This window comes from Bradyrhizobium sp. UBA2491 (assembly GCF_002341725.1).
Lineage (GTDB): Bacteria > Pseudomonadota > Alphaproteobacteria > Rhizobiales > Xanthobacteraceae > Bradyrhizobium.
Map to the genome: position 1 here is coordinate 39,032 of NZ_DDOP01000015.1, position 21,784 is coordinate 60,815.

The following is a 21,784-nucleotide window of genomic DNA, read 5'->3' on the forward strand; positions in this document are numbered from 1 at the left end:
TTCAGCTCGGCCGCCGCGCCGTTCTTGTGCTGCGCGTGCGGCCCTCGTTCGGATCGACGCGCGTCCCTATGCGGGCCAGGGCAGCGAGTAGGTCTTGACGTTGGTGAAGCTCTTGATCGCCTCCTGCACGCCTTCCTTGTAACCAAGGCCGGAGTCCTTGATCCCGCCGAACGGCGACATCTCGATCCGGTAGCCCGGCACTTCCCAGACATTGACGGTGCCGACGTCGAGCTCGCTGACGAACCGCGTGATGTAGTCGAGCCGGTTGGTGCAGACGCCGGACGACAGGCCGAACGCGGTCGCGTTCGAAATCCGGATCACGCTCTCGATGTCGTTGGGCACCCGGATGATCGGGATCACCGGCCCGAAGGTCTCCTGCATCACCAGTTCGCTGGTCCAGGGAATCCGATCGACCACCGTCGGCGGATACAGCGCGCCCTGGCGGTCGTTGCCATGCAGCAGTTCGGCGCCATCGGTGACGGCGGCATTGACGCGGCGCTCGAATTCCTTCGCCGCGCCCTCATGGATCACCGTGCCGACGTCGACCGTCGGATCCATCGGATCGCCGCATTTCAGCATCCGCGCCTTCTTCAGAACGAGAGCCGAGAAGTCGTCGGCAACCGCCTCGACGCAGAGGATGCGTTTGACGGCGGTGCAGCGCTGGCCCGAATTCTTGGTCGCGCCGGTGACCGCAAGCTCCGCCGCCTTCTCGAGGTCGGCATCCTCCATCACGATCAGCGGATCGTTGCCGCCGAGCTCGAGCACCAGGCGCTTGTAGCCGGCTTTGTTGGCGATGTGCTTGCCGACCCGGACCGAGCCCGTGAAGGTCACGAGATCGGCGTCAGGATCGGTGATCATCGCATCCCCCATCGAATGCGGATTGCCGGTCACCACCGACAGCATCTCGGGCGGTAAGCCGGCTTCATAGAGCACGTCGGCGAGCGCGAGCGCGGTCAATGGCGTCAGCTCGGTCGGCTTCAGCACCACGCGGTTGTTGGTCGCGATCGCGGGAGCGATCTTGTGGCTCACCATGTTGAGCGGATGGTTGAACGGCGTGATCGCCGAGATCGCGCCAAGCAGCGGCGTCCGCGTCGTGAAGATCTTGCGCGCCTTGCCCTGCGGGCTGATGTCGCAGGAAAACGTCTCGCCATCGTCCTTGATCGCGAGCTGTCCGGCAAACGAATAGACGTCGTAGGCGCGGCCGGCCTCATAGAGCGAATCCTTCCAGCACAGCCCGGATTCCGCGGTGATCAGTCGCGCGAACTCCTCCTTGCGGCCGGCCAGGAGCTCGGCGGTGCGCAGCAGGATGCGTTGCCGCTCGTAACGCGTCAGCTTCGGCTTGAACGCGGCCGCCTTGGCAAATGCGCTGCGCACATGCTCCGGGCGCGCCGCCGGCACCGTGCCGACCACCTTGTTGGTGTAGGGATTGAAAACCTCGACATGCTCCTCGGTGTCGACGAGGCTGCCTGCGATCCGCATCTGCTCGTGGCGAACGGCCGGGGTCTGGATGTTCATGGCGTTGTCCTTGAGTCCGGAGGCGTCACTGGATGCGGTTGAGCGCGACGTCGAAGGCGTCGAAATTGCGCAGGGCGTGACCGGCCGGCAGCTCGATCTTGCGGTTGGCGATCAGCGGCACCCGCTGCTCGGTCAGCCCGCCATGCGAGCGCAGCGGTTCGGTGAGGCCGGACAGATCGTGCTTGGCTGCGCTGGTGCCGAGCACCTTGTGCCTGGTCGAGATCACGACGACGTCGCCGATCCGGTCCGGCGGCAGCTCGAACCGGGCGCAAGCATCCGTACGCGTCAGCGCCACCTCGATGCCCTTGATGTCGCGCAGCCGCATCAGCAGCGTGCCGACGTCGGCGCCTTCGGGCGTGTAGATGGTCGCGAACGAGCCGAGCGAGCCGTGATGGGCGACGTAGGGATCCGTGATCGGCAGGATCACGCGCGCGGCGCCCGCACCCGTCCAGTCGTCCATGACGTCCTGGAGATAGATCACGTCCGGTTTGCCGTCGGGCAGGAACTTGTCGTTCATGCCGTGGTCGGCGGTCGCCACGATGTTGCAGCCGAGCGCGTCGAGCTTGGCTAGATAGCCGTCGATCATCGCGTAGAAGTCGTTGGCGACCTTGGTGCCGAGCCCGACCTTGTGCTGGATGTAGTCGGTGGTCGACAGGTACATCAGATCAGGACGATGGCGCTCGACCAGCTTGACGCCGGCCGCGAACACGAAGCGCGACAGGTCGGCCGAGTAGACCTCGGGCAGCGGCAGGCCGACGAAGTCGAGCACGTTGTCGATGCCGTTGTTGGCCTTGGTGGCCTGGTCGGCTTTCTCCGACGAAAACGCGATGGCGCGGCCGCTCGCATAGTCGAGCCCGAAGGCGAGCAACGTGCGCAGCTTGTCCTTGGCGGTGACCGCGGCGACCTTGTAGCCGGCGTCATGAACGCCGGCGAGGATGGTCGGCGCGCGCAGGAATTTCGGGTCATTCATCATGACCTCGGCATTGCTCGCCGTGTCATAGAAGTAATTGCCGGCGATACCGTGCACCGCGGGCGGCCGTCCGGTGATGATCGAAAGGTTGTTCGGATTGGTGAAGCTCGGGATCACGCTGGTGGCATGAACATGCGCGCCCTCCGTCATGAAGCGGGCGAAAGTCGGCGCCACGCCGGCCTCGATCGCCTGCTCGATATAGCCCGGCTCCGAACCGTCGAGGCAGATCACGACGGTCGGCCGCGTCGGCGCGCCATAGCCGCGACCGTTGACGGTGATGGTCTTGCGATTGTCTTGCATGATGTCTCTCCTTGGCGCTACGCCGTCGTCACGCGCTGACCGCGCTCGGCATGCGTTGTGTCTGCGATGCCTCGATCAGCCGCTCCTTCGAGCCAAGGAAGTTGCGGCCGCGCTCGCCCTCGAGCGAGTCCGCGATCAGCGCGTGCCATTCCGCACGTTCGATCCTGTAGGCGGCCGGATTGCAGGAGATGCCGAGCCGCGCCATGAAGTCCTCGAGATCGTCGGCCGCCCTCGTGAGGTCAGCACCGAATATCTGCCGCAGGCTGTCCTCGCAGAGCCCGCCCGCCCCCTTCACGCTCCGCAGCACCATCGGCAGCGAGAACGAGCAGGCGATGCCGTGCTGCACGCCGTGCCGCAGCGTGATCGGATAGGACAGCGAATGCGCGATCGCGGTTTTGGTGTTGGAGAACGCCAGGCCGGCGAACAGCGCCGCCTGCGCCATGCGGCTGCGCAGCTCGAGATTGCCGAGATCATTGGCGAGCTTCGGCAGCACGTCGAGAACACCACGCGCCGCCGCCACCGCGTGATTGGCCGACACCGGATTGTTGTTGACGTTCCAGATGCTCTCCAGCGCATGCGACAGCGCGTCGAGGCCGGTGCTGATGGTGAGCAGCTGCGGCTTGCCGAGCATCAGCCGGGGATCGATCACTGCATGGGTCGGATAGAGCGATGCGCGTGCCAGCGAATATTTCTTGCCGTTGGCCTCGTCCCACACCGTGCCCCAGCAGGTCACCTCGCTGCCGGTGCCGGCGGTGGTCGGCACCGCGATGATCGGGATCGCCGCGAGGCGCTCGGCGCCCTGCTGCGTCTCGAGATAGGTTTTGACTGTCGCGAAGTCACCGCCCGCCGCCGCGAACACCTTTGCGGAATCGATCACCGAGCCGCCGCCGAGCGCGACGATCACCTCGGGCTGACTGGCAAGCCCGGCAAAGCGCGCGGACTGCTCGGTGAGCAGGCGGTAGTCCGGATTGGGGGCAACGTCGCGGATCGTCAGGACGGACGGGCCTGCCGCGGCGCGCAACCGCCGCTCCAATTCGTCGAAGAACGGCTCGCCATAGGTCACGAGCGCGTAGGCGCGCTTGCCGATCAACGCCGGCAGCTTGTCGAAGCTGTCGGCTCCGAATTCGATCCTTACCGGGTTGCAATAGCTCCAGACCATCCACGCGTCCTCCGTTTGGCGCGAAAGTACGGCACTGCCTGCCATTGACAAATTCATTCTTCGGATATGTTCTATTGATTATGTCAATAGCGTTCAGCCAGCTCCGCGCCTTCCACGCGGTCGCCGCCCATGGCGGCTTCACCGCGGCGTCGCGTGTGCTCCATGTCGGCCAGCCGACGCTGACCATCCAGGTCAAGGAGCTGGAGGAGACCTACGGCGTCGAACTCCTGATCCGGAAACCGCGCCACACTGAATTGACCGAAGCCGGCGCCGCACTGTTCGAGATCACCCGCGGCATCATGACGTTCTGCGACGAGGCGCATGAGTTGTTGGCCGCGCATGGCAAGGCGACCAAGGGGCATCTCCGGGTCGCGACCGTCGGCCCGTTTCACGCCACCGAGATCATTGCCGCCTTCAAGCGCGATCACCCGGAGGTGCAGATATCGACCCTGCTCGGCAATTCCGAGCGCACCCTGCGCCACATCGTCGACTTCGAGGCCGATGTCGCGATCCTCGCGGAGGTCCCGGAGGATCCGCGCGTCACCATGATCCCTTACCGCACGCACCGCGTGATCGTGTTCGTCAACCGCGATCATCCCTGGTTCAAGCGGAAGTCGGTCAGGCTGCGCGAACTCGCCGACCAGCCGATCGTGCTGCGCGAGCGTGGCTCGACCACGCGGCGCGCGTTCGAGGCGACGATGCAGGCCGAAGGCATCCGGATCGAGCCGGTGTTCGAGATCGAGAGCCGCGAGGGCGTCTGGAAGGCGGTCGAGCGCGGGCTCGGCATCAGCGTGGTTGCCGATTTCGAATTCGTTCCGCATCCCAATCTGCGCACGCTCGAAATCAGCGACCGCACCATCACGACCCAATACAGCATCGCCCACCACAGCGGGCGCGGGCACTCCCCGATCATCAAGGCGTTCATCGATACGGTGCGGCGCATGACGGAAAGCGATCGCAGTGGCTGAACCGGCCGGGAGGTTCCCATCCCGTGCGCGAAATCACCGATCAAAAGATGAAAAGCCTGGCCGTGACCCAACGCAGCGAACCACCCGGACAGCGTTGATGTCCAAACACGCGGATCGTTTCGAGCAATCACGCGGCCGCCGATCGCCAAATTCCCTCAGCGCGTGCGGACGGTGTTTCGCCACAACCGATATAAACTTCTTGCGAACCCGGCATGGGAAAGCCGCAAGTCGGATATAGATTGGCATGATGAACGGCTGTATAGGTTCACGATCCAGCTTACAGCCACCGTTGGCCCTGCCCCATGCTGACCGCATTCCTCCTCGCTCTTGGCATGGTTGCTCTGCTCGGTGTCAGCGCGCGCATGGCGTATCGGGTTGGTTTTCGCGAAGGCCACGAACAGGGCTTGACGGACTCCTATCGGCTATTCGGGATCAGGGGAGCTGGTCCGGAAGGAAAGCCTCACAACAAGGAGCCTGAGAGAATTGGCGCATAAGACATCAGCAAGCACCCGCATCGCGATCGGATCGACGCTGTTTGCGCTCGCGTCAACTGCGCTGCTTTACCTGGTTCCTCCAAGTCCGATCGACAAACACCTCCTCCGGGGCATGATGCGGCTCTACCAGGGCCACGCGTATCTGATGCCCGTCAAATATTTTGACGGCCCGCTTGATGCCGCCAAGCTGTATGAGGACGACCGACTGCTCGGCCCGGCGAACACGCCCCAGCAGGACATCATCGACAAGGGCGCGGGCCGCTTCTGGCTCTACCGGGACAGCTGGAATTATTTCGGCCCGGCCCTGATGTTCTCCACCAGCGACAATACCGACCCGAACACCAACGGCAGGAAGTATCACCTCAGGTGATCGGCCAAACAATCCGGCAGCAACACAGGGCTGAATCGCAGGCTAGGTGGAGCGCACGCTGGTCGTGTCGGCTCACGCCGCCGTCGGCTCGCTCGACAGCGCGGCGAACACCGTTTCCGGCGAATGGGCGATCACGGCGAGCAGCGCGCGGGCAGGTCCCCGCGGTGCGCGCTTGCCCTGCTCCCAGTTGCGGATGGTTTCCACGGGCACGCCGAGCTTGGCAGCGAATTCGAGCTGGGTGAGCTGGGCGCGACGGCGCAGATCCCGCACGGCAGGTTGCGTGGCCCCGGCTGCCGTCGCCGCCTCGGCCGGATGCGCGGGCACGAGCGGGACTTCCTGCCCGTCCCGCAATTCGACGATCCGTCCGTCCGCCTTGAGCCGCAATCGCTGCATGATGGCCCCCTTCGAGATGGCGCATCTTCCACCAACCCCGTTAAGCCGCGATTAACGATAAGCCGGTCGTCAAGGCTCCCGCTATTTCAGCCCGAACCACAGCGTGGCGATGCCGAGGAACGAGAAGAAGCCGACCACGTCGGTGACCGTCGTGACAAACGTGCCGGAGGCGACCGCGGGGTCGGCACGCACCCGTTCCAGCACCATCGGAATCAGGATGCCGCCGAGCGCGCCGGCGACCAGGTTGCAGATGATCGCAAGCCCGATCACGAGGCCAAGCCCCGGAATCTTGAACCAGGCCACCGCGGCAATTCCGGTGATGACGGCAAAGGCGATGCCGTTGACGAGCCCGACCATGGTCTCGCGCAACACCACGCGCATCGCGTTGTAGGAGCCGAGCTCGCGGGTGGCGAGCGCGCGCACCGCGACCGTCATGGTCTGGGTCGCGGCATTGCCGCCCTGGCTCGCCACGATCGGCGCCAGCACCGCGAGCGCCACCATCTTCTCGAGCTGGCCCTCGAACAGGCCGAGCACCGACGAGGCGAGGAACGCGGTGGCGAGATTGACCAGGAGCCAGTTGAAGCGACCGCGGGCGATGGTCCAGACCGTGTCGGACAGCTCTTCCGGATGGGTGACGCCGCCGAGCGCCTTGAGGTCCTCGTCGGCCTCCTCCTCGATCACGTCGACGACGTCGTCGATGGTGATGACGCCGACCAGCCGGTCGGTGGTATCGACCACTGGCGCTGCGACAAGATTGTACTTGCCGAACATCCGCGCGACCGCTTCCTGGTCCTCCAGCGCGGAGACCCGGCGACGGTCCTCGTCGATCAGCTCCGCGACCGGAACCGGACGGCGCGTGCGCAGCAGGACGTCGAGCGGCACCGCGCCGAGCAGGTGCCTGTCGGCGTCGACCACATAGATCTCATAGAAGCGGTCCGGCAGATCGGGCGTATCGCGCATGTAGTCGATCGCCTGCCCGACCGTCCGATCCGGCGGCACCGCGATGAACTCGGTCTGCATCCGCCGGCCAGCGGAATTCTCCGGATACAGCAGGCTGCGCTCGATGTCCTCGCGCTCGGCCGCCGGCAGCTTCTCCAGGATCTCTTCCTGGTCTTCCTCGTCGAGGCTCTCCAACAGCTCGACGGCGTCGTCGGATTCGAGCTCGCGGACACCCTCCGCAACCGTCTCCGGCTCGAGCTCCTCGAGGATTTCCTCGCGGACCGTCTCGTCGACCTCGTTGAGCGCCGAGAAGTCGAAATCGGTGCCGGTGATCTCGACCAGGGTGACGCGGTCGTCCGGCTCCAGCGCCGCGATCAGGTCGCCGAGATCGGCCTCGTGCAGCTCCGCGACCACCTCGCACAGCAGAGGCCGGTCAGCGGCGTGGATGGCCCGGGTGATGCCAGCGACGAATTCGGGGCGAAGCTGGCCCTCCTCGTCCCGCATCGGCATCTGCGCCAGCGGGTCGGCCTCGGCGGGTTCGGCAACGTCGAAATTCTCGGCCATGCCGTGTTTCGCCGGTTTGACAGGAGGGGAAAAACTGGTTGGATGAGTGCGGAACGGATTACCTAATCGGCGGGGGCCAGTGCAATGAGAAATATGTCGAGCGCACCACGACCGATCCTGAACGTTGTCGCGATCCTGATCGCACTCGCGCCCGCCGCGCTGGTCGCCCCGGCCCACGCCGCCGAATGCCCGCGCAAGGACGCGCTTGGTACCTCGCGTGTGCTCGAGGTCGATCCTGCGACCTATCCGCGCGTCGGGCTGAAGAGCTTTCCGCAGACCCTGCCGCTCAGGGATGGCGAGGTGGTGCTGACCTTCGACGACGGGCCGACGCCGGGGGTCACCGACAAGGTGCTGACCGCGCTCGGGACCGAATGCGTGCTGGCCACCTTCTTCATGGTTGGCCGCAATGCCGCCGATCACCCCGACATGGTCCGCAAGATCGCGCGCCTCGGGCACAGCATCGGCTATCACAGCTGGGACCATCCGCACCTCAACAAGATGCCGACGGATCAGGCCGAGGCGAATATCAACCAGGGGATCGAAGCGGTCGGCAAGGCCCTGCACGGTACAGTGAGCTCGGTTCCGAGCACGCCGTTCTTCCGGTTCCCGTATTTCGAATCGACCCCCGCTTTGCTGGACCGCATGGAAAAGCGCGGTATCGCGGTGTTCGGGGCCGACTTCTGGGCCAGCGACTGGAACAAGATGACCCCCGAGGAGGAACTCAAGCTGCTCACCGGGCGGCTCGAAGCCCACCGCAAGGGAATTATCCTGCTACACGACCCGCAAATGCGAACCGCCGAAATGCTGCCCGCCTTTTTGAGGTATCTGCAGGAGCATAATTTTCACGTCGTCCACATTGTGCCGGCGGCGATGAAAACCGTGTCGGATCGGACACATTGAACCCAGGCCCAAGGCTGGATTACAGACTGTTAAGGCGGCGTTCATGGCGCGGCACCTAAGGATTCGTCAGTGCGTTTGGAATGCGGCCGAGATTCGATGATTGCAAACGTCCTGGTGATGATCCGGAAGCGGTCGCGGACCGTGATCGGCGCGGCGCTGCTGGGCTCGTGCTTGCTGACGCAGCAGGCGGGCGCTGCGGAGTGCCAGGGTAACCCGAACGCGCTCGGCACCTCGCGGACCCTCGTCGTCGACCCCAGGGAGCATCCGCGGATCGGCACCATGCAGTATCCGGAGACCTTGCCGCTCGCCGATCACGAGGTGGTGCTGACCTTCGATGACGGACCGCTGCCGAAATACAGCAACCAGATTTTGGCCATCCTCGCCAGCCAATGCGTCAAGGCGACCTTCTTCACCATCGGCGCGCAGGCGAGGGCCAATCCGGAGGGCGTGCGCAAGCTGATCGCGGCAGGCCATACCGTCGGCACCCACAGCCAGAATCATCCGCTGACGATGAACAAGATGCCGCTCGAGAAGGTGCAAAAGGAAGTCGACGACGGCATCGCCTCGACGCTCGCAGCGCTCAACGGCGACAAGAGCAAGCTGGCGCCGTTCTTCCGGATCCCCGGCCTGATGCGCGCCGAGATTCCTGAGGCCTATCTGGCGTCGCAGGGCATCCAGGTCTGGAGCGCCGACTTCCCGGCCGACGACTGGCGCCACATCTCGCCGCAGCGGGTCTACGATCTCGCGATCCAGCGCATCGAGGCCAAGCACAAGGGCATCCTGCTGCTGCACGACATCCAGCCGCGCACCGTCGCGGCGCTGCCGCGCATCCTCGCCACGCTGAAAGAGCGCGGCTATCGCATCGTCCATGTGGTGCCGGCCACGACCGACCGGCCGGCAACGCCGACCCAGCCGCAGCAATGGTTCATGCGTCCGCCGACCGAGACCGTAGCGATCTCGCGCTGGCCGAGGATTCCGAACTTCATCTTCACCGCTACTCGCACGCTGCCTGCGCCTGTGTTTGCAGACATGGACTGGCGTGACGCCGACATCCTCGATCACGCGCAGCACGCCCGGATTGGCATGCCGGTCCGCACGGCGTGGCCGCAGCCGCAGCCGACGCAGTTCGCGGCGGCCTCGACATTGCCTGTTCCGGCGGCCGACGTGTTTCGCGTTCCCGAGGCGCTGGACGTGACATTGCTCGCGTCCCGATCGGCGGCAAGCCGTCGCCTCGCTCAACACGCGGTTGGTCCAGCCGCCGGTGCACCGCGCGCGCAGGCGATCTCGGCACGCCAGGCCAGGCGTCCGAAGCAGGCCGCGCATCAGATCCCCGCTCCGCATGGCAGAGGCCACGGCGTGCCGCAGCATGTCGGACTGCCGGCCGCGAGCAACGCGGCAGTACACGTCACCAAGCGCACGCCGCGCGCCGAAGCCTCGGCCGCCAGCAAGCGCGTACCTGATTAGTGCGATCTAGCTGGCCACGATCTTGGCGACACAGAGCAGGATCACCAGCGCCAGAAAGAAGATGTCGATATAGGATTTGATCTCGCCGGCATGCCTGAGCTCGGTGACACCGGCGACGATCTGCTTGCGCGAGGCCGCCGCATTGGGGCCCTCGCCGGCCGCTGCGGCCAACCGCCGCGTCTCGCCTTCCAGCCGCTCGATCCGCTGGAAGAAATAGAACGAGCGCAGGCCGGAGAACGCATGCATCGCCGCATAGACCAGGATCAGGATCGCGACCGTCGCGCGCTGCTCGTACTTCTCCAGCAGGTTCAGCGTGAAATAGACCAGCCCCAGGAACACGAAATTGGAGAGGGCGCGATAGGCGTAGCTGGCAAGGATCATCGGATACTCCGGGTGGGGCAGGCTCGCGGCGGCACGATCGGGAGACGCAGCGACCTCCGGTCGGCAGCGCCATACCAGCAAGGCCGTGCAACAGCTACCCTACCCGGCTGGTGTTACAGAACCGCATCGGTCGGAACCTCGACGTCACACGCGAAGTCCGTCCGCACCAGGCGCCCATTGACGCAGCGCGCCCCGCTTGCGATGTAGTCCGCCCCGGACATCCCAGGGTGGTCAATGCAAGTCGTACGTTCCGTTCGCCTCTGGATGAAGGAAGGCGGTTCCGACAAGCTCTACGAAGTCGATCTGGTCGATCTGGAACGTGCCGATAACGACGCACGCTATCTCGTCAATTTTAGATATGGCCGCCGCGGCACATCCCTGAGGGACGGAACCAAGACGACATCGCCGGTTACGCGCGCGAACGCCGAAAAGCTGTTCGACAGCGTCGTGGTATCCAAGATCAACGGTGGCTACCGCCGCATCGAGGGCGATGCACCGCCGTTGATCGCTCGCGATGCTGCTGCCGATGCCGACGGACGCGATGCGGAACTTCTCAGAAAGCTCGCGATCTGTGCGCGAAACGCGTGGCCGGAAAAGGAGCGCGACCGCCTGCTGTGGCGCCTCGGCGTAGTCCGGCTGGCGTCGGCCTATCCTCAACTCGCGGCCCTCGCCGAGAAGATTGGCGCGGCGCATGCGAGTTACAGCCTGTTATATGCGCTGGCACGCTGCGGCGGCGCGGACGCCTTCGACGTGTTGCGCCGCTGCGCCGACGTCAATGCCAGTCCGGTGACGCGCGATTACGCGGCCTATGCCCTCGCAAGCGAATTGATGGGCACGCGGCGATCGTCACCGCGACTGTCGCTGCCGCGAGCGTCAGATACCGCGGCGATGCGCGACATTGAGATGGCGCTCGTGAACGGCAATGGCGCCGGCTTGACGCAAGCGCTGCTGGCGGCGAACGCGGCGCATCCGGGTTTTGCCAATCAGTTCCTGATCGCCCTCGCCCATCAAGCACTTGCAGACTCCGCCGCGCGCAAGACGCTGCTCGCGGCCGTGCACGCGATGAGCCCGCGGCCGCCTTTCGTGCAGGTGCTGCGGCGCCTGTTCAAATATGCCGATCTCACCGACGACGGTCCGCTGTTCGCCGCGACGGCACGGCAATTCGAGTTGGCGACGCCGATGTATTATCGCGGCCGGATCTATAACGACCGAGTCTGGATACCGGGTTCCCGCCAGGCGCTGAAGCTCAGCGAGGAACAGCAGAGCGCGGCTCCGCGCATCGCGCTGTCGGACCAGACCCTGCTCTATTTCAAGCGGCGCGCGTGGCGCATGCTGCGCAAGCGCGCCGAGCTCGGACAGGACGCCTTCACGGCGATGGCGAGCGACCTCCTGCTCGCCTTCACCGACGCCGATGGCACCAAGCCGGCGACGTGGACCGAGCATGTCCGGATCGACGGCAGCTTTCGTCCCATCCCCCATTCCACCGAAGCGCTCAGCCGCGTCTGGAGCGTCAGCCATCTGCTGCATGCCACGGCTGCAACCACGCGCTTCTATGACAAAGCGCTCACGCATCGCCATGTCGGCGCGCGTGCGCCAGCGCAGCGCGAGGAAGCGTTCCCCGCGCTATGGGATGCCCAGCCGCAGCGGCTGCTGCGCGTCGCGGCGCTGGCGCGCAATCATGCGGCGGCGCGGTTCGCGGCCGAAGCACTGCGTCAGGGTCCAGCACGCCCCGATGCGATGGATATCGCCGCGATCGGCGGCCTGCTGGCCTCGCCCTATCCGGAAGTCACTACGCTCGCGACCGCGATCGCGCGGCGTCTGATCGATGCCGGCAGGGCCGATGCGGCGTTGATCGCCGCGCTGCTCGATACGACGGCATCTGAGATGCGCGATCTGGCGATCCGCGCCATCGACGATCGCGCCGACTGGCCGTGGGCCAACCCCGCGCTTGCTCGCGCCACACTGACGAGCCCGTACGACGACGTACAAGGCCGCACGCGCCACTGGCTGCGCGATCGCGCGCCGACACGAGAGCAGCGCGCCAGCGCAACGCAGGCGTTCGCGGCCTGGCTCGCGCAGTTGCCGGCCGAACTTGACGCCCTGCAGCGCGCCGGCCTCGCCGCCGCTCTCGCGCTGCTGCCTCAGCTATGGCCGGATCGCGACTGCCCGCTCGAGCCGGAGGTGATCGAAAGCCTGACCGGCCACGCCAGCCCCGACGTGCAGGCGGCCAGCATCCAGCTCATCGCCGTGACGCCGACCCAGCCCGGCGACCTGCCGGAAGCATTCTGGCAGGCCATCTTGCAGGCCGATGCGCCGGAGATCCGCATCGCCTCGATGCGCCTGCTGGCGCGGCTCGACGACGCAGCGCTTGCGCAGCATCGCGATGGCATCACCCTGGCGGCCACCGGCGCCCATGCCGGGCTGCGCGCGGCCGCCCGTCCGCTTGTCGCGCGTCTTGCGGCGACCGATGAAGCTTTTGCCATCCGGCTGCGCGACGCATTGATGGCCGGCTTCTTCCGCGCCGAGCCGGTCGAAGGCCATGCAGCCGACATGGTGACGCTGTTCGTCGAAGCCTTGCCGCAGGCCGCGGCCGGCATCGACGATGGTACGCTCTGGCGCCTGTTGCAGGCACGTGCCGGCGGTGCGCGCATGCTGGGCGCGACACTGTTGGAGAGCCGCGCCCCGTCGCACTTCTCGATCCGGCAACTGGCACGCCTCGGCAACCATCCATTCGCCGCCGTGCGCCGCTTCGCGCTTCATGCCTTTGAAGCTGACGAGGCCCGCTTCCGCGCCGACCCGCAGAACGCCGTGCTGCTGGTCGAGAGCGAGTGGGACGACGTACGAACGACCGCGGTGAACCGCCTCACCGCCTGGCCCGGCGACGCGCTGCCCGCGGCCGCGTTGGCCGTCATGGCGGACTCGACCGTACCGGCGGTGCAGGACGGCGCCCGCCTGCTGCTGCGGCGCAGCCTCGCCGACGGCGATATCGCCGAGGTGCTGGGGCGCGTGCTGGAGCACCCTTCCGGCAGCTTCCATCTCTTTGTCACCGAATTGATCACCGGCCAGTCGCTGGCGGATGCGACGATCTTCGCCAAGTTCCTCACCCAGGCCCGCATCATCCTGATGCAGATCAACCGCGGGCGTATCGCGAAGGACCGGATCTTCACGGCACTGCGCAACGAGGCGCTGGCGCACCGCGACCGCGCGGCCGCGATCGCACAGCTCCTGCACGACTTCACGCTCAGCGTGACCCTGCGTGACAAGGCGCCCGCGCTGATCATCCTGCGCGACGTCGCGCATACATGGCCGGATCTCGCGCTGCCCATCACCGTGGCCCGCGCCGGTCGCACGCCGCCGGGCGGCGGCTCGCAAACCAGCGGAACTGCCGCATGAATTTCGCATATCGATTTCTCGGCAGCACCAGCGCCTCGTCCGACGCCGCCTCATCGTCGTTCGCCTTCGCGCCGGACACGCTGCGTCAGCCGACTTTCTTCACCGGCAAGGTCGCGCGTCACCTCGCATTCCGCGAGGCGATCTCCGCGCTGCATCATGTCGTCGTCTCGGACCTGCGCTTCAAGCCGCGCGACCGCACCGCCTATTTCGAGTGGCTGAAGCAGAACGAGGCCAACTTCCTCGCCGAGGCGACGGCGCAGTCCGCGGCGATCAGGCCGCGCATCGCGGAATTGCAGGACCGCATCCGCGGCTTCGACCGCGAGCGCGATCGGCTGATGAAGCCGTTCTGGGCGGCGCGGCAATCCTATTTCAACTACCTCTACAAGCAGAACCGCGACGCCTGGATCGTGCTCGATCCGGTCATAACAGTGCACCCGGACGAGATCTTCTTCGAGTGCTTCAGCCTCGACGAATCGAGCTACGGGCGGCTGTCGTGCGACCACGACGTGTTCGAGAACCTCGGCGAGATGGCTTTCGGCACCACCAATATCGACTACAGCCACGCGCTCTACGACGAATTCCAGAAAATCCGCTCCTATCGCGACACCACGCTCACCATCGACCCCACCGGGTTCGAGGTGCAGACCGGCGACGAGCTCGACTTCCGCGAGGAGAAGATCGACCTGCCGGATAGCTGGGTGCGCGGCTTCCTGCAAGTGTCGAGCGCCATGACCCTGCCGGCGCATGTATTCGACCTGCATCCCGTGGACATGGCCAACATCCTCACCCGCCTCGCGCAGAAGAAGGAGAAGGCCGGCCCGCGTTCGCTGCGGTTCGTGCTGAAGCCGGACGCGCCGGTGGAGGTGGTGATCGAGCCATGGGGCGAGCGACTCACGTTCCGTCGCTCGATCTATCGCGGCAATTCAGCCGCCGAGATCCGCATCTGGGGCCGGCGGCGGCTGGTGATCCTCGGGCGGGCGCTGCCCCTGGCGCGCTCGGTGCGGGTGCACCTGACCGGGAGTGGCCTGCCGTCGTTCTTCGTCGTCGACTTCGGCGGCCTGCGCTTCACGCTCGGCCTGTCGGGCTGGACCGCGAATGACTGGTCGTCCGCCGGACAATTCGATTTGCTCGCGCCGCACCACAAGGTCGACAACGACACCGCGCAACGTGTTTTCGCGGCGCTCGGCAAGTCCCACGCGGCGAGCGCCGCCGAGCTGGCACGACAGACCGGCGTCGACCAGACGCTCGTGCACGCGGCGCTGACGGCCTACACCCAGGCCGGGCGCGCCATGTTCGACCTCGACAAGTCGCTCTACCGTCTGCGCGAGCTGACGCGCGAGCCGTTGTCGCCGGCCCAGTTGCGCTTCTCGAGCGCGCAGGAGGAGAAGGCCGATCGCCTGATCGACGCCAACCTGGTGACGATCGGCAGCATTGATCGCAACCAGGGCGCTCGCGCCATCAGCGGCAGCGTGCTCGACAATGCCCGCACCGAGCAGGTGAACCTCGTCATCGACGAGGACGACCGTCTCATCGAGGCGCGATGCAGCTGCCACTTCTACGGCCACAACAAACTGATGCGCGGTCCTTGCGAGCACATGCTCGCGCTGCGCCGGATCTTCCATTCGCAAGTCGAGGGCGTCGCCCAGGACGGACCCGCCATCGCATGAGTGACATGAAAGCTTCGAGCGCCAGAGCCGGCTTGAATCTCCGGCGACAATTCGCGTATCACTGCATTCGGAAGGGCGCAGGCCGGTCAGGACCTTGCAACCCGGGCGGCGTATCGCCGTCCTTGCACCATGACCACGCATGCGTCACTGGCCCGATCTTCACTGGGCCGGGGCAGTCCACCCGTACGCAATCGCAGAATGGGTTCTTTGAACCCAATTGCGTACGGGTGGACGCCCCGGCGTCGAGTGGATCGATCCAGTTCCTAGAAGAGACGAAGGCAATCCGGCCTGCGCCCTTTCCGATCCCCCTCCGCGACGTTGCCGTCACACTCTCGACCGGAGGGCCGGCCGCGTGAACGAAACCGTTGCCCCCGGCACGCTGACGCGTCAGGAACTCTACGACCGCATCCGCCAGTCGTCGAAGGACGAGGTCATCCTCGAAGAGATGATCCGGCTCGGTTTCTGGCCCGACGGCGAAGACGCACCGGCGCCCGCCGCGGAGGTGATCCGCGCCCGCGCCGATGCGATGCGCGAGCTTACCGAATTGCAGCGCCAGAACGCCACCCTCGGTGATCCCGCGCGGGCGCTGAAGGAAATGCACAAGCGCCGCAAGGCCGAGGCGATGGCGCGGCGGCAGGAGACCAAGCGTCGCAACGCCGAGGCACGACAAAGCCGGGCCTTTGCCTGGTACGATCGGCGCAAGCGCGATGTGCTCTATCTCGGCGAGGACGTCTCGCACGGCCTTCATACCCACACCACCGCCACGCCCCTGCGCGATGGCCTGCCCCCGCTCACCGATGCCAAGGCGCTGGCCGACGCGATGGGCGTGCCGCTGGGTGAGCTGCGCTTCCTCGCCTTCAACAGGAAAGTGGCCTCGGTCAATCACTACCAGCGCTTCACGATCCCCAAGAAGAGCGGCGGCGAGCGGTTGATCTCGGCGCCGATGCCGCGCCTCAAGCGCGCGCAGTACTGGGTGCTCGACAACATTCTCGCGCGGGTGCCGCTGCATGATGCCGCGCATGGATTTGCGCCTGAGCGTTCCATCCTGACCAATGCGCGCAACCATGTCGGCCGCGACGTGGTGATCAATCTCGATCTCAAGGACTTCTTCCCGACCCTGACCTATGCTCGCGTCAAGGGTTTGTTCGAGGCGCTGGGCTACACGGAGGCGGTCGCGATCCCGCTTGCGCTGCTGTGCACCGAGCCGATGGTCGACGAAGTGTCGCTCGATGGCGAGCGCCATTTCATCGCCGACGGCCCGCGGCTGCTGCCGCAGGGCGCGCCGACCAGCCCGGCGATCACCAACCTGATCTGCCGCAAACTCGACCGGCGCCTTGTCGGCCTCGCGCGGACACTCGGCTTCGTCTACAGCCGCTACGCCGACGACCTGACCTTCTCCGGCTCGGGCGAAGCGGTGAAAAAGATCGGGACACTGCTCAAGGCCGTGCACGGTATCGTCGGGGCCGAAGGGTTCAATATCCATCCGGACAAGACGCGCGTGATGCGCCGCTCGTCGCGCCAGGAGGTTACCGGCCTCACCGTGAACGAGGCGGTGGCGGTGCCGCGCGACCTGTTGCGCCGGTACCGCGCCGTGCTGCAGCAGGTCGAGCGCCACGGGCCGGAGGGCAAGCATTTCGGCCCCGGCAAGGACGTGATCCGCTCGCTGCTCGGCTTCGGCCATTTCGCCGTGATGGTGGATCCTGCGAGCGGCACGCCGCTGCTTCAGCGTGCGCAACGCCTCGCCGCGCAATACGCGCCAACGCGCTCCGCGCGGCGCCCGACCCGCGCCGCATTCCGCAAGGCCGCGGCCACCGGCCAGATGCCGCCTGGCCGACAATGGGCACCCGCGGAGCGCCCACCGCCAGCGCCGGACCCAGTGCTGGTCGCGCTGGCACGGCAGGACGAAAAGAAGCGGGCTGCGCAAGCGCGCACGGCAGCGCCCAGCCCGTCGCGCATGCCCAATGTTCCGCCTCCACCGGCGGGTGCGACGCACGCAGCCGGCCCGCAGCCTGCCCCCACGGCAGGCCCGGCGACGGCACCTGGCAGGAAAAGGCCACCGTGGTTCGTCACCGCATTGGTGATCCTGGCCGCGCTCGCCCTGCTGCCGGTCCCCGGCGGCCCCGCAATCGCCGGCGCGATATTGTTTTTCTACTTCAGGCGATGGTGGCGGCGCTGAGCCAACGCCCCTGTCTGGTCAGGCTCGAGCGGCCAAAGCCGAACAGGCGATCGAGAGTTCGAGCGGAAGAATCGCTGCGGGCGATTCAACGCAGGCCGCGGCATGGTGGTGGGCTTCTGCGCGAGCCAGAACCGGACCCCAAGCCCCAACATCCAGCGTTCCCACCACGCCCATATCGGGCCGCGCCGGAACCAAAACCGTAACGATTTCAATGCAAATTCTGGGGGTGGTGCGCTCGGAGGGACTCGAACCCCCACGGTGTTACCCACTGCCACCTCAAGGCAGCGCGTCTACCAATTCCGCCACGAGCGCTAAGGATGTCGGATGGAACCCTAAGGCGCCGCCGCATCGACGGGGCCATGTAACAAATCACGGATGCAGGGACAAGCGGCTTGATGCTTGAATTAACTGCGAACCCCGGGAGATTTCGGCAGCATTTGCTTGACCTCGACCGCAATCCGGTTGCGGTCGACCAATACCACGCCGCTCGCGACCGGCAGGTTGTTGGCGAGGATCTTGACCTCGTCGGCCTCGGTGGCATCCAGTTCGATGATGGCGCCGCGGGACAGCCGCATGACCTGGTGAATCGGCATGGTGGTGGTGCCGAGGACCACCATGAGATCTACGCTGACTTTATCGAGGGTGGGCACTTCTGAACCGCCGAACGGGAACTAAATTGTGGGTTCACCTGACCACGTTAGGGTTAGCTAATGGTTAACGACCGCCAAAGCCTCGATCTGACGACGTTTGCACGCCCTGCGGGCGGCGGCGCGGTCGAATGGCGGATTTCGGACCAGGCGGTGCCCTACCCGGATTCTCTCGCCGCGATGGATGCACGGGTCGCCGCCATCGCTGCGGGCGAGGCACCGGAGCTGGTTTGGCTGCTGGAGCACCCGCCGCTCTACACCTCCGGCACCAACGGTAAGGCCGACGACCTGCTCGACCCGCGCTTTCCGACCTTCCAGAGCGGCCGCGGCGGCCAGGTCACGTATCACGGTCCGGGCCAGCGCGTGGCTTACGTCATGCTCGACCTCAAGCGGCGTCGGCCGGACGTGCGCGCCTACGTCGCCTCGCTGGAGGAATGGATCATCCGCACCCTGGCCGCCTTCAACGTCCGCGGCGAGCGCCGCGAGGACCGCGTAGGCGTCTGGGTGAAACGCCCCGACAAGGGCCCAGGCTGCGAGGACAAGATCGCCGCGATCGGCGTGCGATTGCGCCGCTGGGTCTCGTTCCACGGCATCGCCATCAATGTCGAGCCTGAGCTGTCGCACTTCCAGGCGATCGTGCCCTGCGGCGTGGTCGATCCGCGCTATGGCGTCACCTCACTGATCGATCTCGGGCTGCCGGTCACGATGGCCGATGTCGACATCGCGCTCCGGCAGGCGTTTTCCGAGGTGTTTGGAGATATCGCGGCGCGCCTGCCGGAAGCGACTGCGTAGGACTTGCTCCGCTTTTTCGACAAGACCGGCGACGTCACGTTCCGCGGCCTATCCGAAGCGCTCGGTCAAACGAGTCATACCGGCTCAGAGGCGATGCTCCGAAGCGAGGCCTTTGCGGCGATGAACCAATACGTCACACCCGCGGCAAGTCCGGCCACAACGAACACTCCTGCAGCGCCCGATGTCCATATCGCGAATGGCTGATCGATCGGGCCACCCTGCCCCCGCGCACATGCTGCGGTGACCCGATCGAAGAAGCCAACGCAAACAGCTCCAATCACCGCACCTGCGCAGCCGAAGAAAACGACTGAGCGCACCCGGAATTTTTCACTCAAGCAGATGACGATGGCTGATGGAATCGCTGACAACAAGCAGATGAAGATAAAGTCGATGAGCACGAGAAGCGGAACTATCGAACCGGTTAGAAAAATTGGCGACGGCGGACTTCGGCTTACCCCGATCACAAGGACGATCATCTCGAAGCCGGAGGTAACCGCCGTCGCGGCCCCACACGCGGCAAGCCACCCTCCGAATGCCCGGGAACAGACGCTGGACATCCCGCTCTCCTCTACAAAATCGCCTCGAACGCGCTGCGCAGCGTCTCGTGCCGGAACACGAACCCATTGCTAAGCGCCTTGTTCGGCAGCACGCGCTGGCCGCCGAGCAGGAGTTCGTCGGCGAAGTCGCCACCGATGGTGCGTAGCAGCGCGGCAGGCACGCGGAAGATCGCGGGCCTGTGCAAGCGGCGTCCGAGCTCCTCGGTGAATTTCGTGTTGGTCACCGGGATCGGCGCCGTCGCGTTGATCGGACCGGAGAGCTCGGGCTTCGCAATCACATGGGCGATCAGGCGCACCAGATCGTCGCGCTCGATCCACGACATCCACTGCCTGCCCGAGCCGAGCGGGCCGCCGAGACCGAACTCGAACGGCGTCAGCATCCGCGTGATGAAGCCGCCATCGGTGCCGACCACGAGACCGATCCGCAAATAAGCCACGCGCACACCGTGATCGGCGGCGGTTCCGGCCGCATTCTCCCAGGCCTCGCAGAGCTCGTGACTGAAGCAGGCGTGGGATTTCGCCGACTCGGTCAGCACCTGGTCCTGCCAGAGCCCATACCAGCCGATCGCCGAGCCGCTGACCAAGACCTGCGGCTTGCGTTCGAGGCGCGCGATCAACTTGACGACATCAGCGGTCATGTCGACACGCGAGGCGATGATCTTGCGCCGCTTGGCCTCGGTCCACAAGCCGTTGCCGATCGGCTCGCCGGCCAGATTGACGATGGCGTCGATCGTCGAGCTGGCGGGCAACTCGTCGAGGCTGGTGATCAGCGTCACCGGCGGCGCCAGCATCTCGGCCTTGGCCGGGTTGCGGATCAGCGCGATCACCTGATGGCCCGATGCGGCAAGGCTCGCGACCAGGCGGCTACCGATGAAGCCGGTCGCGCCGGTGACCAGCACGGTCTGCCGCACCGGCAATTTCTCGACCAGCATCGCGGCCGGCCGGCTTGCCATCCGCCCAAGGCGTCGCGACGCGGCAAAGTCGCGCGCACCGAACAGTGCCGCACCGACCGCCGCGGCGGTCGCAAACAGACTCAGGGCACCGGCATAGGCCGGCACGACGGCGGTGGGCTGCATGGCCCAGCCGATCAGCACCGGCACCAGCAGCACGAGGATGGCGCCATAATTGATCGCCAGCAGCGTGTGATTGATCCGCTCGCTCGGCGGCAGCTTGCGGCTTAGATCCTCCTCGACGAAATCCAGCAGGGTGATGACGATCTCGACGACCAGCACGACCAGCACGGCAATCGCGAGAACGCCGTGCACCTCGAGCCAGCCGAGCACCAGGAACAGCAGCGCATAGAGCATGTTGCGCAGGCTGTGCAGTTGCAGCTCACGACGCTGCGACGGACGCCACGCCAGCCGCTCGGTGAACTCGTGGTGATAGAAGGTGTCAAACGCGCCCATCGCGATCTGGATCGCGACCAGGGTCCATAGCAGCGGTGTCATGACGAGGCCTCCCTGAACACGGCGGACTGCCGCAGCAGCCGGCCCAAACGCGGGTGGATGATCTCCAGCGTGAAGCGGAAGTCGCCGCAGCCGAGATCGGAATGAGTCACCGTGAGGTCGCCGGGCGTGAGCCATTCGGGCAGCGCCAGCCGGAACGGACCGAGTTGCAGCGAATAGCCGACGCTACGAAACACCAGCGCCTCGTGCTCGACCGCGATCCCAAGCGCCATGCTGACGCCGAAGCCGACATACTCCTCGAGCCCGGTCGGACCGGCGAAGCGCTTGGCGGAATGAATCACCTGCGGGAAGCCGTCGCGGCGGGCGCAGATGCGGGTCCAGATCTGGCCGCCGCTCGCAGCGTTCTCGGTGACCGTGACGATCATCGGCACGCGCGTCTCGTTGCCGGTCGGAAGCGGTCCGCCGATCAGCCGTGCAACCTGCGCCAGCCACCAGCCGGCGCGACTGCTCGAGGCCTCCTCGACTTCGCCGACATAGACGACGGTGTTGCCGTCCTCGACGCGCGTCGAGAACCGCCGCCAGATCGCAACCGGCAGCCGGCCCCAATCCTCGTCCGACAGCAAGGCGCGGAAGCGACGGTCATCGAGCAGTTTGGTATCGGAAGCCGGCGCTGTCTTTAAGGTGGGTATCCTCGCTGACGCCATCGCACACTCCCGTTACGCCGTGGCC

At 66.0% G+C, this 21,784-nt stretch carries 18 protein-coding genes and 1 tRNA gene; 8 read left to right on the top strand and 11 right to left on the bottom strand.

Annotated features, from left to right (window positions below; translation table 11 throughout):
• Positions 1-66: 66 nt before the first annotated feature.
• The 3 genes from phnY to psrA are packed head-to-tail and all read right to left on the bottom strand — an operon-like array spanning position 67 to position 3,944.
• Positions 67-1,515 (bottom strand): phosphonoacetaldehyde dehydrogenase, encoded by a 1,449-nt coding sequence (gene phnY, locus B2W55_RS03990; RefSeq protein ID WP_024581293.1) that lies wholly within the window; start codon positions 1,513-1,515, stop codon positions 67-69.
• A gap of 25 nt (positions 1,516-1,540) precedes the next feature.
• A complete protein-coding gene (phnA, locus tag B2W55_RS03995) occupies positions 1,541-2,788 on the bottom strand; it encodes a phosphonoacetate hydrolase (protein ID WP_200894408.1) in 1,248 nt (415 codons plus the stop codon).
• A gap of 25 nt (positions 2,789-2,813) precedes the next feature.
• The gene (gene psrA / locus B2W55_RS04000; protein WP_024581291.1) at positions 2,814-3,944 is read right to left on the bottom strand and encodes an iron-containing alcohol dehydrogenase PsrA; all 1,131 of its coding nucleotides are present in this window, start codon (positions 3,942-3,944) and stop codon (positions 2,814-2,816) included.
• Positions 3,945-4,024: 80 nt separating this feature from the next.
• On the opposite strand from psrA, the gene B2W55_RS04005 reads away from it, so the two are divergent.
• Positions 4,025-4,912, top strand: coding sequence for a LysR substrate-binding domain-containing protein (locus tag B2W55_RS04005; RefSeq protein WP_024581290.1), 888 nt, complete (start codon positions 4,025-4,027; stop codon positions 4,910-4,912).
• Between the two features lie 483 nt (positions 4,913-5,395).
• On the top strand, positions 5,396-5,776 hold the full coding sequence (locus B2W55_RS04010) for a hypothetical protein (RefSeq protein ID WP_244442210.1): 381 nt from the start codon (positions 5,396-5,398) through the stop codon (positions 5,774-5,776).
• A 72-nt stretch (positions 5,777-5,848) separates the two neighbouring features.
• Here B2W55_RS04010 and B2W55_RS04015 read toward each other — a convergent pair whose 3' ends face one another.
• Positions 5,849-6,169 (bottom strand): helix-turn-helix domain-containing protein, encoded by a 321-nt coding sequence (locus tag B2W55_RS04015; protein WP_024581287.1) that lies wholly within the window; start codon positions 6,167-6,169, stop codon positions 5,849-5,851.
• An 81-nt stretch (positions 6,170-6,250) separates the two neighbouring features.
• Positions 6,251-7,672, bottom strand: coding sequence for a magnesium transporter (gene mgtE / locus B2W55_RS04020; RefSeq protein WP_024581286.1), 1,422 nt, complete (start codon positions 7,670-7,672; stop codon positions 6,251-6,253).
• A gap of 84 nt (positions 7,673-7,756) precedes the next feature.
• Here mgtE and B2W55_RS04025 point away from each other — a divergent pair, with 84 nt between their 5' ends.
• Together B2W55_RS04025 and B2W55_RS04030 are read left to right on the top strand one after the other, a co-directional pair.
• Positions 7,757-8,572: a polysaccharide deacetylase family protein gene (locus B2W55_RS04025; RefSeq protein WP_024581285.1), complete on the top strand. Its 816-nt coding sequence runs from the start codon at positions 7,757-7,759 to the stop codon at positions 8,570-8,572.
• Between the two features lie 96 nt (positions 8,573-8,668).
• On the top strand, positions 8,669-10,036 hold the full coding sequence (locus B2W55_RS04030) for a polysaccharide deacetylase family protein (RefSeq protein ID WP_024581284.1): 1,368 nt from the start codon (positions 8,669-8,671) through the stop codon (positions 10,034-10,036).
• 6 nt (positions 10,037-10,042) lie between these two features.
• On the opposite strand, the gene B2W55_RS04035 is transcribed toward B2W55_RS04030, so the two are convergent.
• Positions 10,043-10,417 (bottom strand): hypothetical protein, encoded by a 375-nt coding sequence (locus B2W55_RS04035; RefSeq protein ID WP_024581283.1) that lies wholly within the window; start codon positions 10,415-10,417, stop codon positions 10,043-10,045.
• 234 nt (positions 10,418-10,651) lie between these two features.
• Between B2W55_RS04035 and B2W55_RS04040 the strand changes: the two genes are divergently transcribed.
• The 3 genes from B2W55_RS04040 to B2W55_RS04050 all read left to right on the top strand — a co-directional run bounded on the left by B2W55_RS04040 (position 10,652) and on the right by B2W55_RS04050 (position 17,653).
• On the top strand, positions 10,652-13,810 hold the full coding sequence (locus tag B2W55_RS04040) for a hypothetical protein (RefSeq protein ID WP_024581282.1): 3,159 nt from the start codon (positions 10,652-10,654) through the stop codon (positions 13,808-13,810).
• On the top strand, positions 13,807-15,477 hold the full coding sequence (locus tag B2W55_RS04045) for an SWIM zinc finger family protein (RefSeq protein ID WP_024581281.1): 1,671 nt from the start codon (positions 13,807-13,809) through the stop codon (positions 15,475-15,477). Before B2W55_RS04040 ends, B2W55_RS04045 begins: the two co-directional genes overlap by 4 nt.
• A 217-nt stretch (positions 15,478-15,694) precedes the next feature.
• Positions 15,695-17,653 (top strand): reverse transcriptase family protein, encoded by a 1,959-nt coding sequence (locus tag B2W55_RS04050; RefSeq protein ID WP_244442209.1) that lies wholly within the window; start codon positions 15,695-15,697, stop codon positions 17,651-17,653.
• A gap of 227 nt (positions 17,654-17,880) precedes the next feature.
• On the opposite strand, the gene B2W55_RS04055 is transcribed toward B2W55_RS04050, so the two are convergent.
• A tRNA-Leu gene (locus B2W55_RS04055) sits at positions 17,881-17,965 on the bottom strand.
• Positions 17,966-18,057: 92 nt separating this feature from the next.
• Positions 18,058-18,303 carry a FliM/FliN family flagellar motor switch protein gene (locus B2W55_RS04060; protein ID WP_021080574.1) on the bottom strand — a complete coding sequence of 82 codons (246 nt, stop codon included), beginning with the start codon at positions 18,301-18,303 and terminating at the stop codon, positions 18,058-18,060.
• 60 nt (positions 18,304-18,363) lie between these two features.
• Between B2W55_RS04060 and lipB the strand changes: the two genes are divergently transcribed.
• Positions 18,364-19,092, top strand: coding sequence for a lipoyl(octanoyl) transferase LipB (gene lipB / locus B2W55_RS04065; RefSeq protein WP_024581279.1), 729 nt, complete (start codon positions 18,364-18,366; stop codon positions 19,090-19,092).
• 74 nt (positions 19,093-19,166) lie between these two features.
• Here the strand turns inward: lipB and B2W55_RS04070 are convergent, their stop codons facing one another.
• The 3 genes from B2W55_RS04070 to B2W55_RS04080 are packed head-to-tail and all read right to left on the bottom strand — an operon-like array spanning position 19,167 to position 21,759.
• Positions 19,167-19,649, bottom strand: coding sequence for a hypothetical protein (locus tag B2W55_RS04070; protein WP_024581278.1), 483 nt, complete (start codon positions 19,647-19,649; stop codon positions 19,167-19,169).
• 11 nt (positions 19,650-19,660) lie between these two features.
• Complete coding sequence (locus B2W55_RS04075) at positions 19,661-21,097, bottom strand: TIGR01777 family oxidoreductase (RefSeq protein ID WP_024581277.1); 1,437 nt, start codon at positions 21,095-21,097, stop codon at positions 19,661-19,663.
• Positions 21,094-21,759: a DUF4166 domain-containing protein gene (locus tag B2W55_RS04080; protein WP_024581276.1), complete on the bottom strand. Its 666-nt coding sequence runs from the start codon at positions 21,757-21,759 to the stop codon at positions 21,094-21,096. The genes B2W55_RS04075 and B2W55_RS04080 overlap by 4 nt, the downstream gene beginning before the upstream one ends.
• Positions 21,760-21,784 lie beyond the last annotated feature (25 nt).

Bases quoted from the DNA above. Each gene is read 5' to 3' on its own strand.
- phnY (WP_024581293.1), bottom strand. From the start codon at position 1,515: ATGAACATCCAGACCCCGGCCGTTCGCCACGAGCAGATGCGGATCGCA.
- psrA (WP_024581291.1), bottom strand. From the start codon at position 3,944: ATGGTCTGGAGCTATTGCAACCCGGTAAGGATCGAATTCGGAGCCGAC.
- B2W55_RS04005 (WP_024581290.1), top strand. From the start codon at position 4,025: ATGTCAATAGCGTTCAGCCAGCTCCGCGCCTTCCACGCGGTCGCCGCC.
- B2W55_RS04015 (WP_024581287.1), bottom strand. From the start codon at position 6,169: ATGCAGCGATTGCGGCTCAAGGCGGACGGACGGATCGTCGAATTGCGG.
- mgtE (WP_024581286.1), bottom strand. From the start codon at position 7,672: ATGGCCGAGAATTTCGACGTTGCCGAACCCGCCGAGGCCGACCCGCTG.
- B2W55_RS04025 (WP_024581285.1), top strand. From the start codon at position 7,757: ATGAGAAATATGTCGAGCGCACCACGACCGATCCTGAACGTTGTCGCG.
- B2W55_RS04030 (WP_024581284.1), top strand. From the start codon at position 8,669: ATGATTGCAAACGTCCTGGTGATGATCCGGAAGCGGTCGCGGACCGTG.
- B2W55_RS04035 (WP_024581283.1), bottom strand. From the start codon at position 10,417: ATGATCCTTGCCAGCTACGCCTATCGCGCCCTCTCCAATTTCGTGTTC.
- B2W55_RS04040 (WP_024581282.1), top strand. From the start codon at position 10,652: ATGCAAGTCGTACGTTCCGTTCGCCTCTGGATGAAGGAAGGCGGTTCC.
- B2W55_RS04045 (WP_024581281.1), top strand. From the start codon at position 13,807: ATGAATTTCGCATATCGATTTCTCGGCAGCACCAGCGCCTCGTCCGAC.
- lipB (WP_024581279.1), top strand. From the start codon at position 18,364: ATGGTTAACGACCGCCAAAGCCTCGATCTGACGACGTTTGCACGCCCT.
- B2W55_RS04070 (WP_024581278.1), bottom strand. From the start codon at position 19,649: ATGTCCAGCGTCTGTTCCCGGGCATTCGGAGGGTGGCTTGCCGCGTGT.
- B2W55_RS04075 (WP_024581277.1), bottom strand. From the start codon at position 21,097: ATGACACCGCTGCTATGGACCCTGGTCGCGATCCAGATCGCGATGGGC.
- B2W55_RS04080 (WP_024581276.1), bottom strand. From the start codon at position 21,759: ATGGCGTCAGCGAGGATACCCACCTTAAAGACAGCGCCGGCTTCCGAT.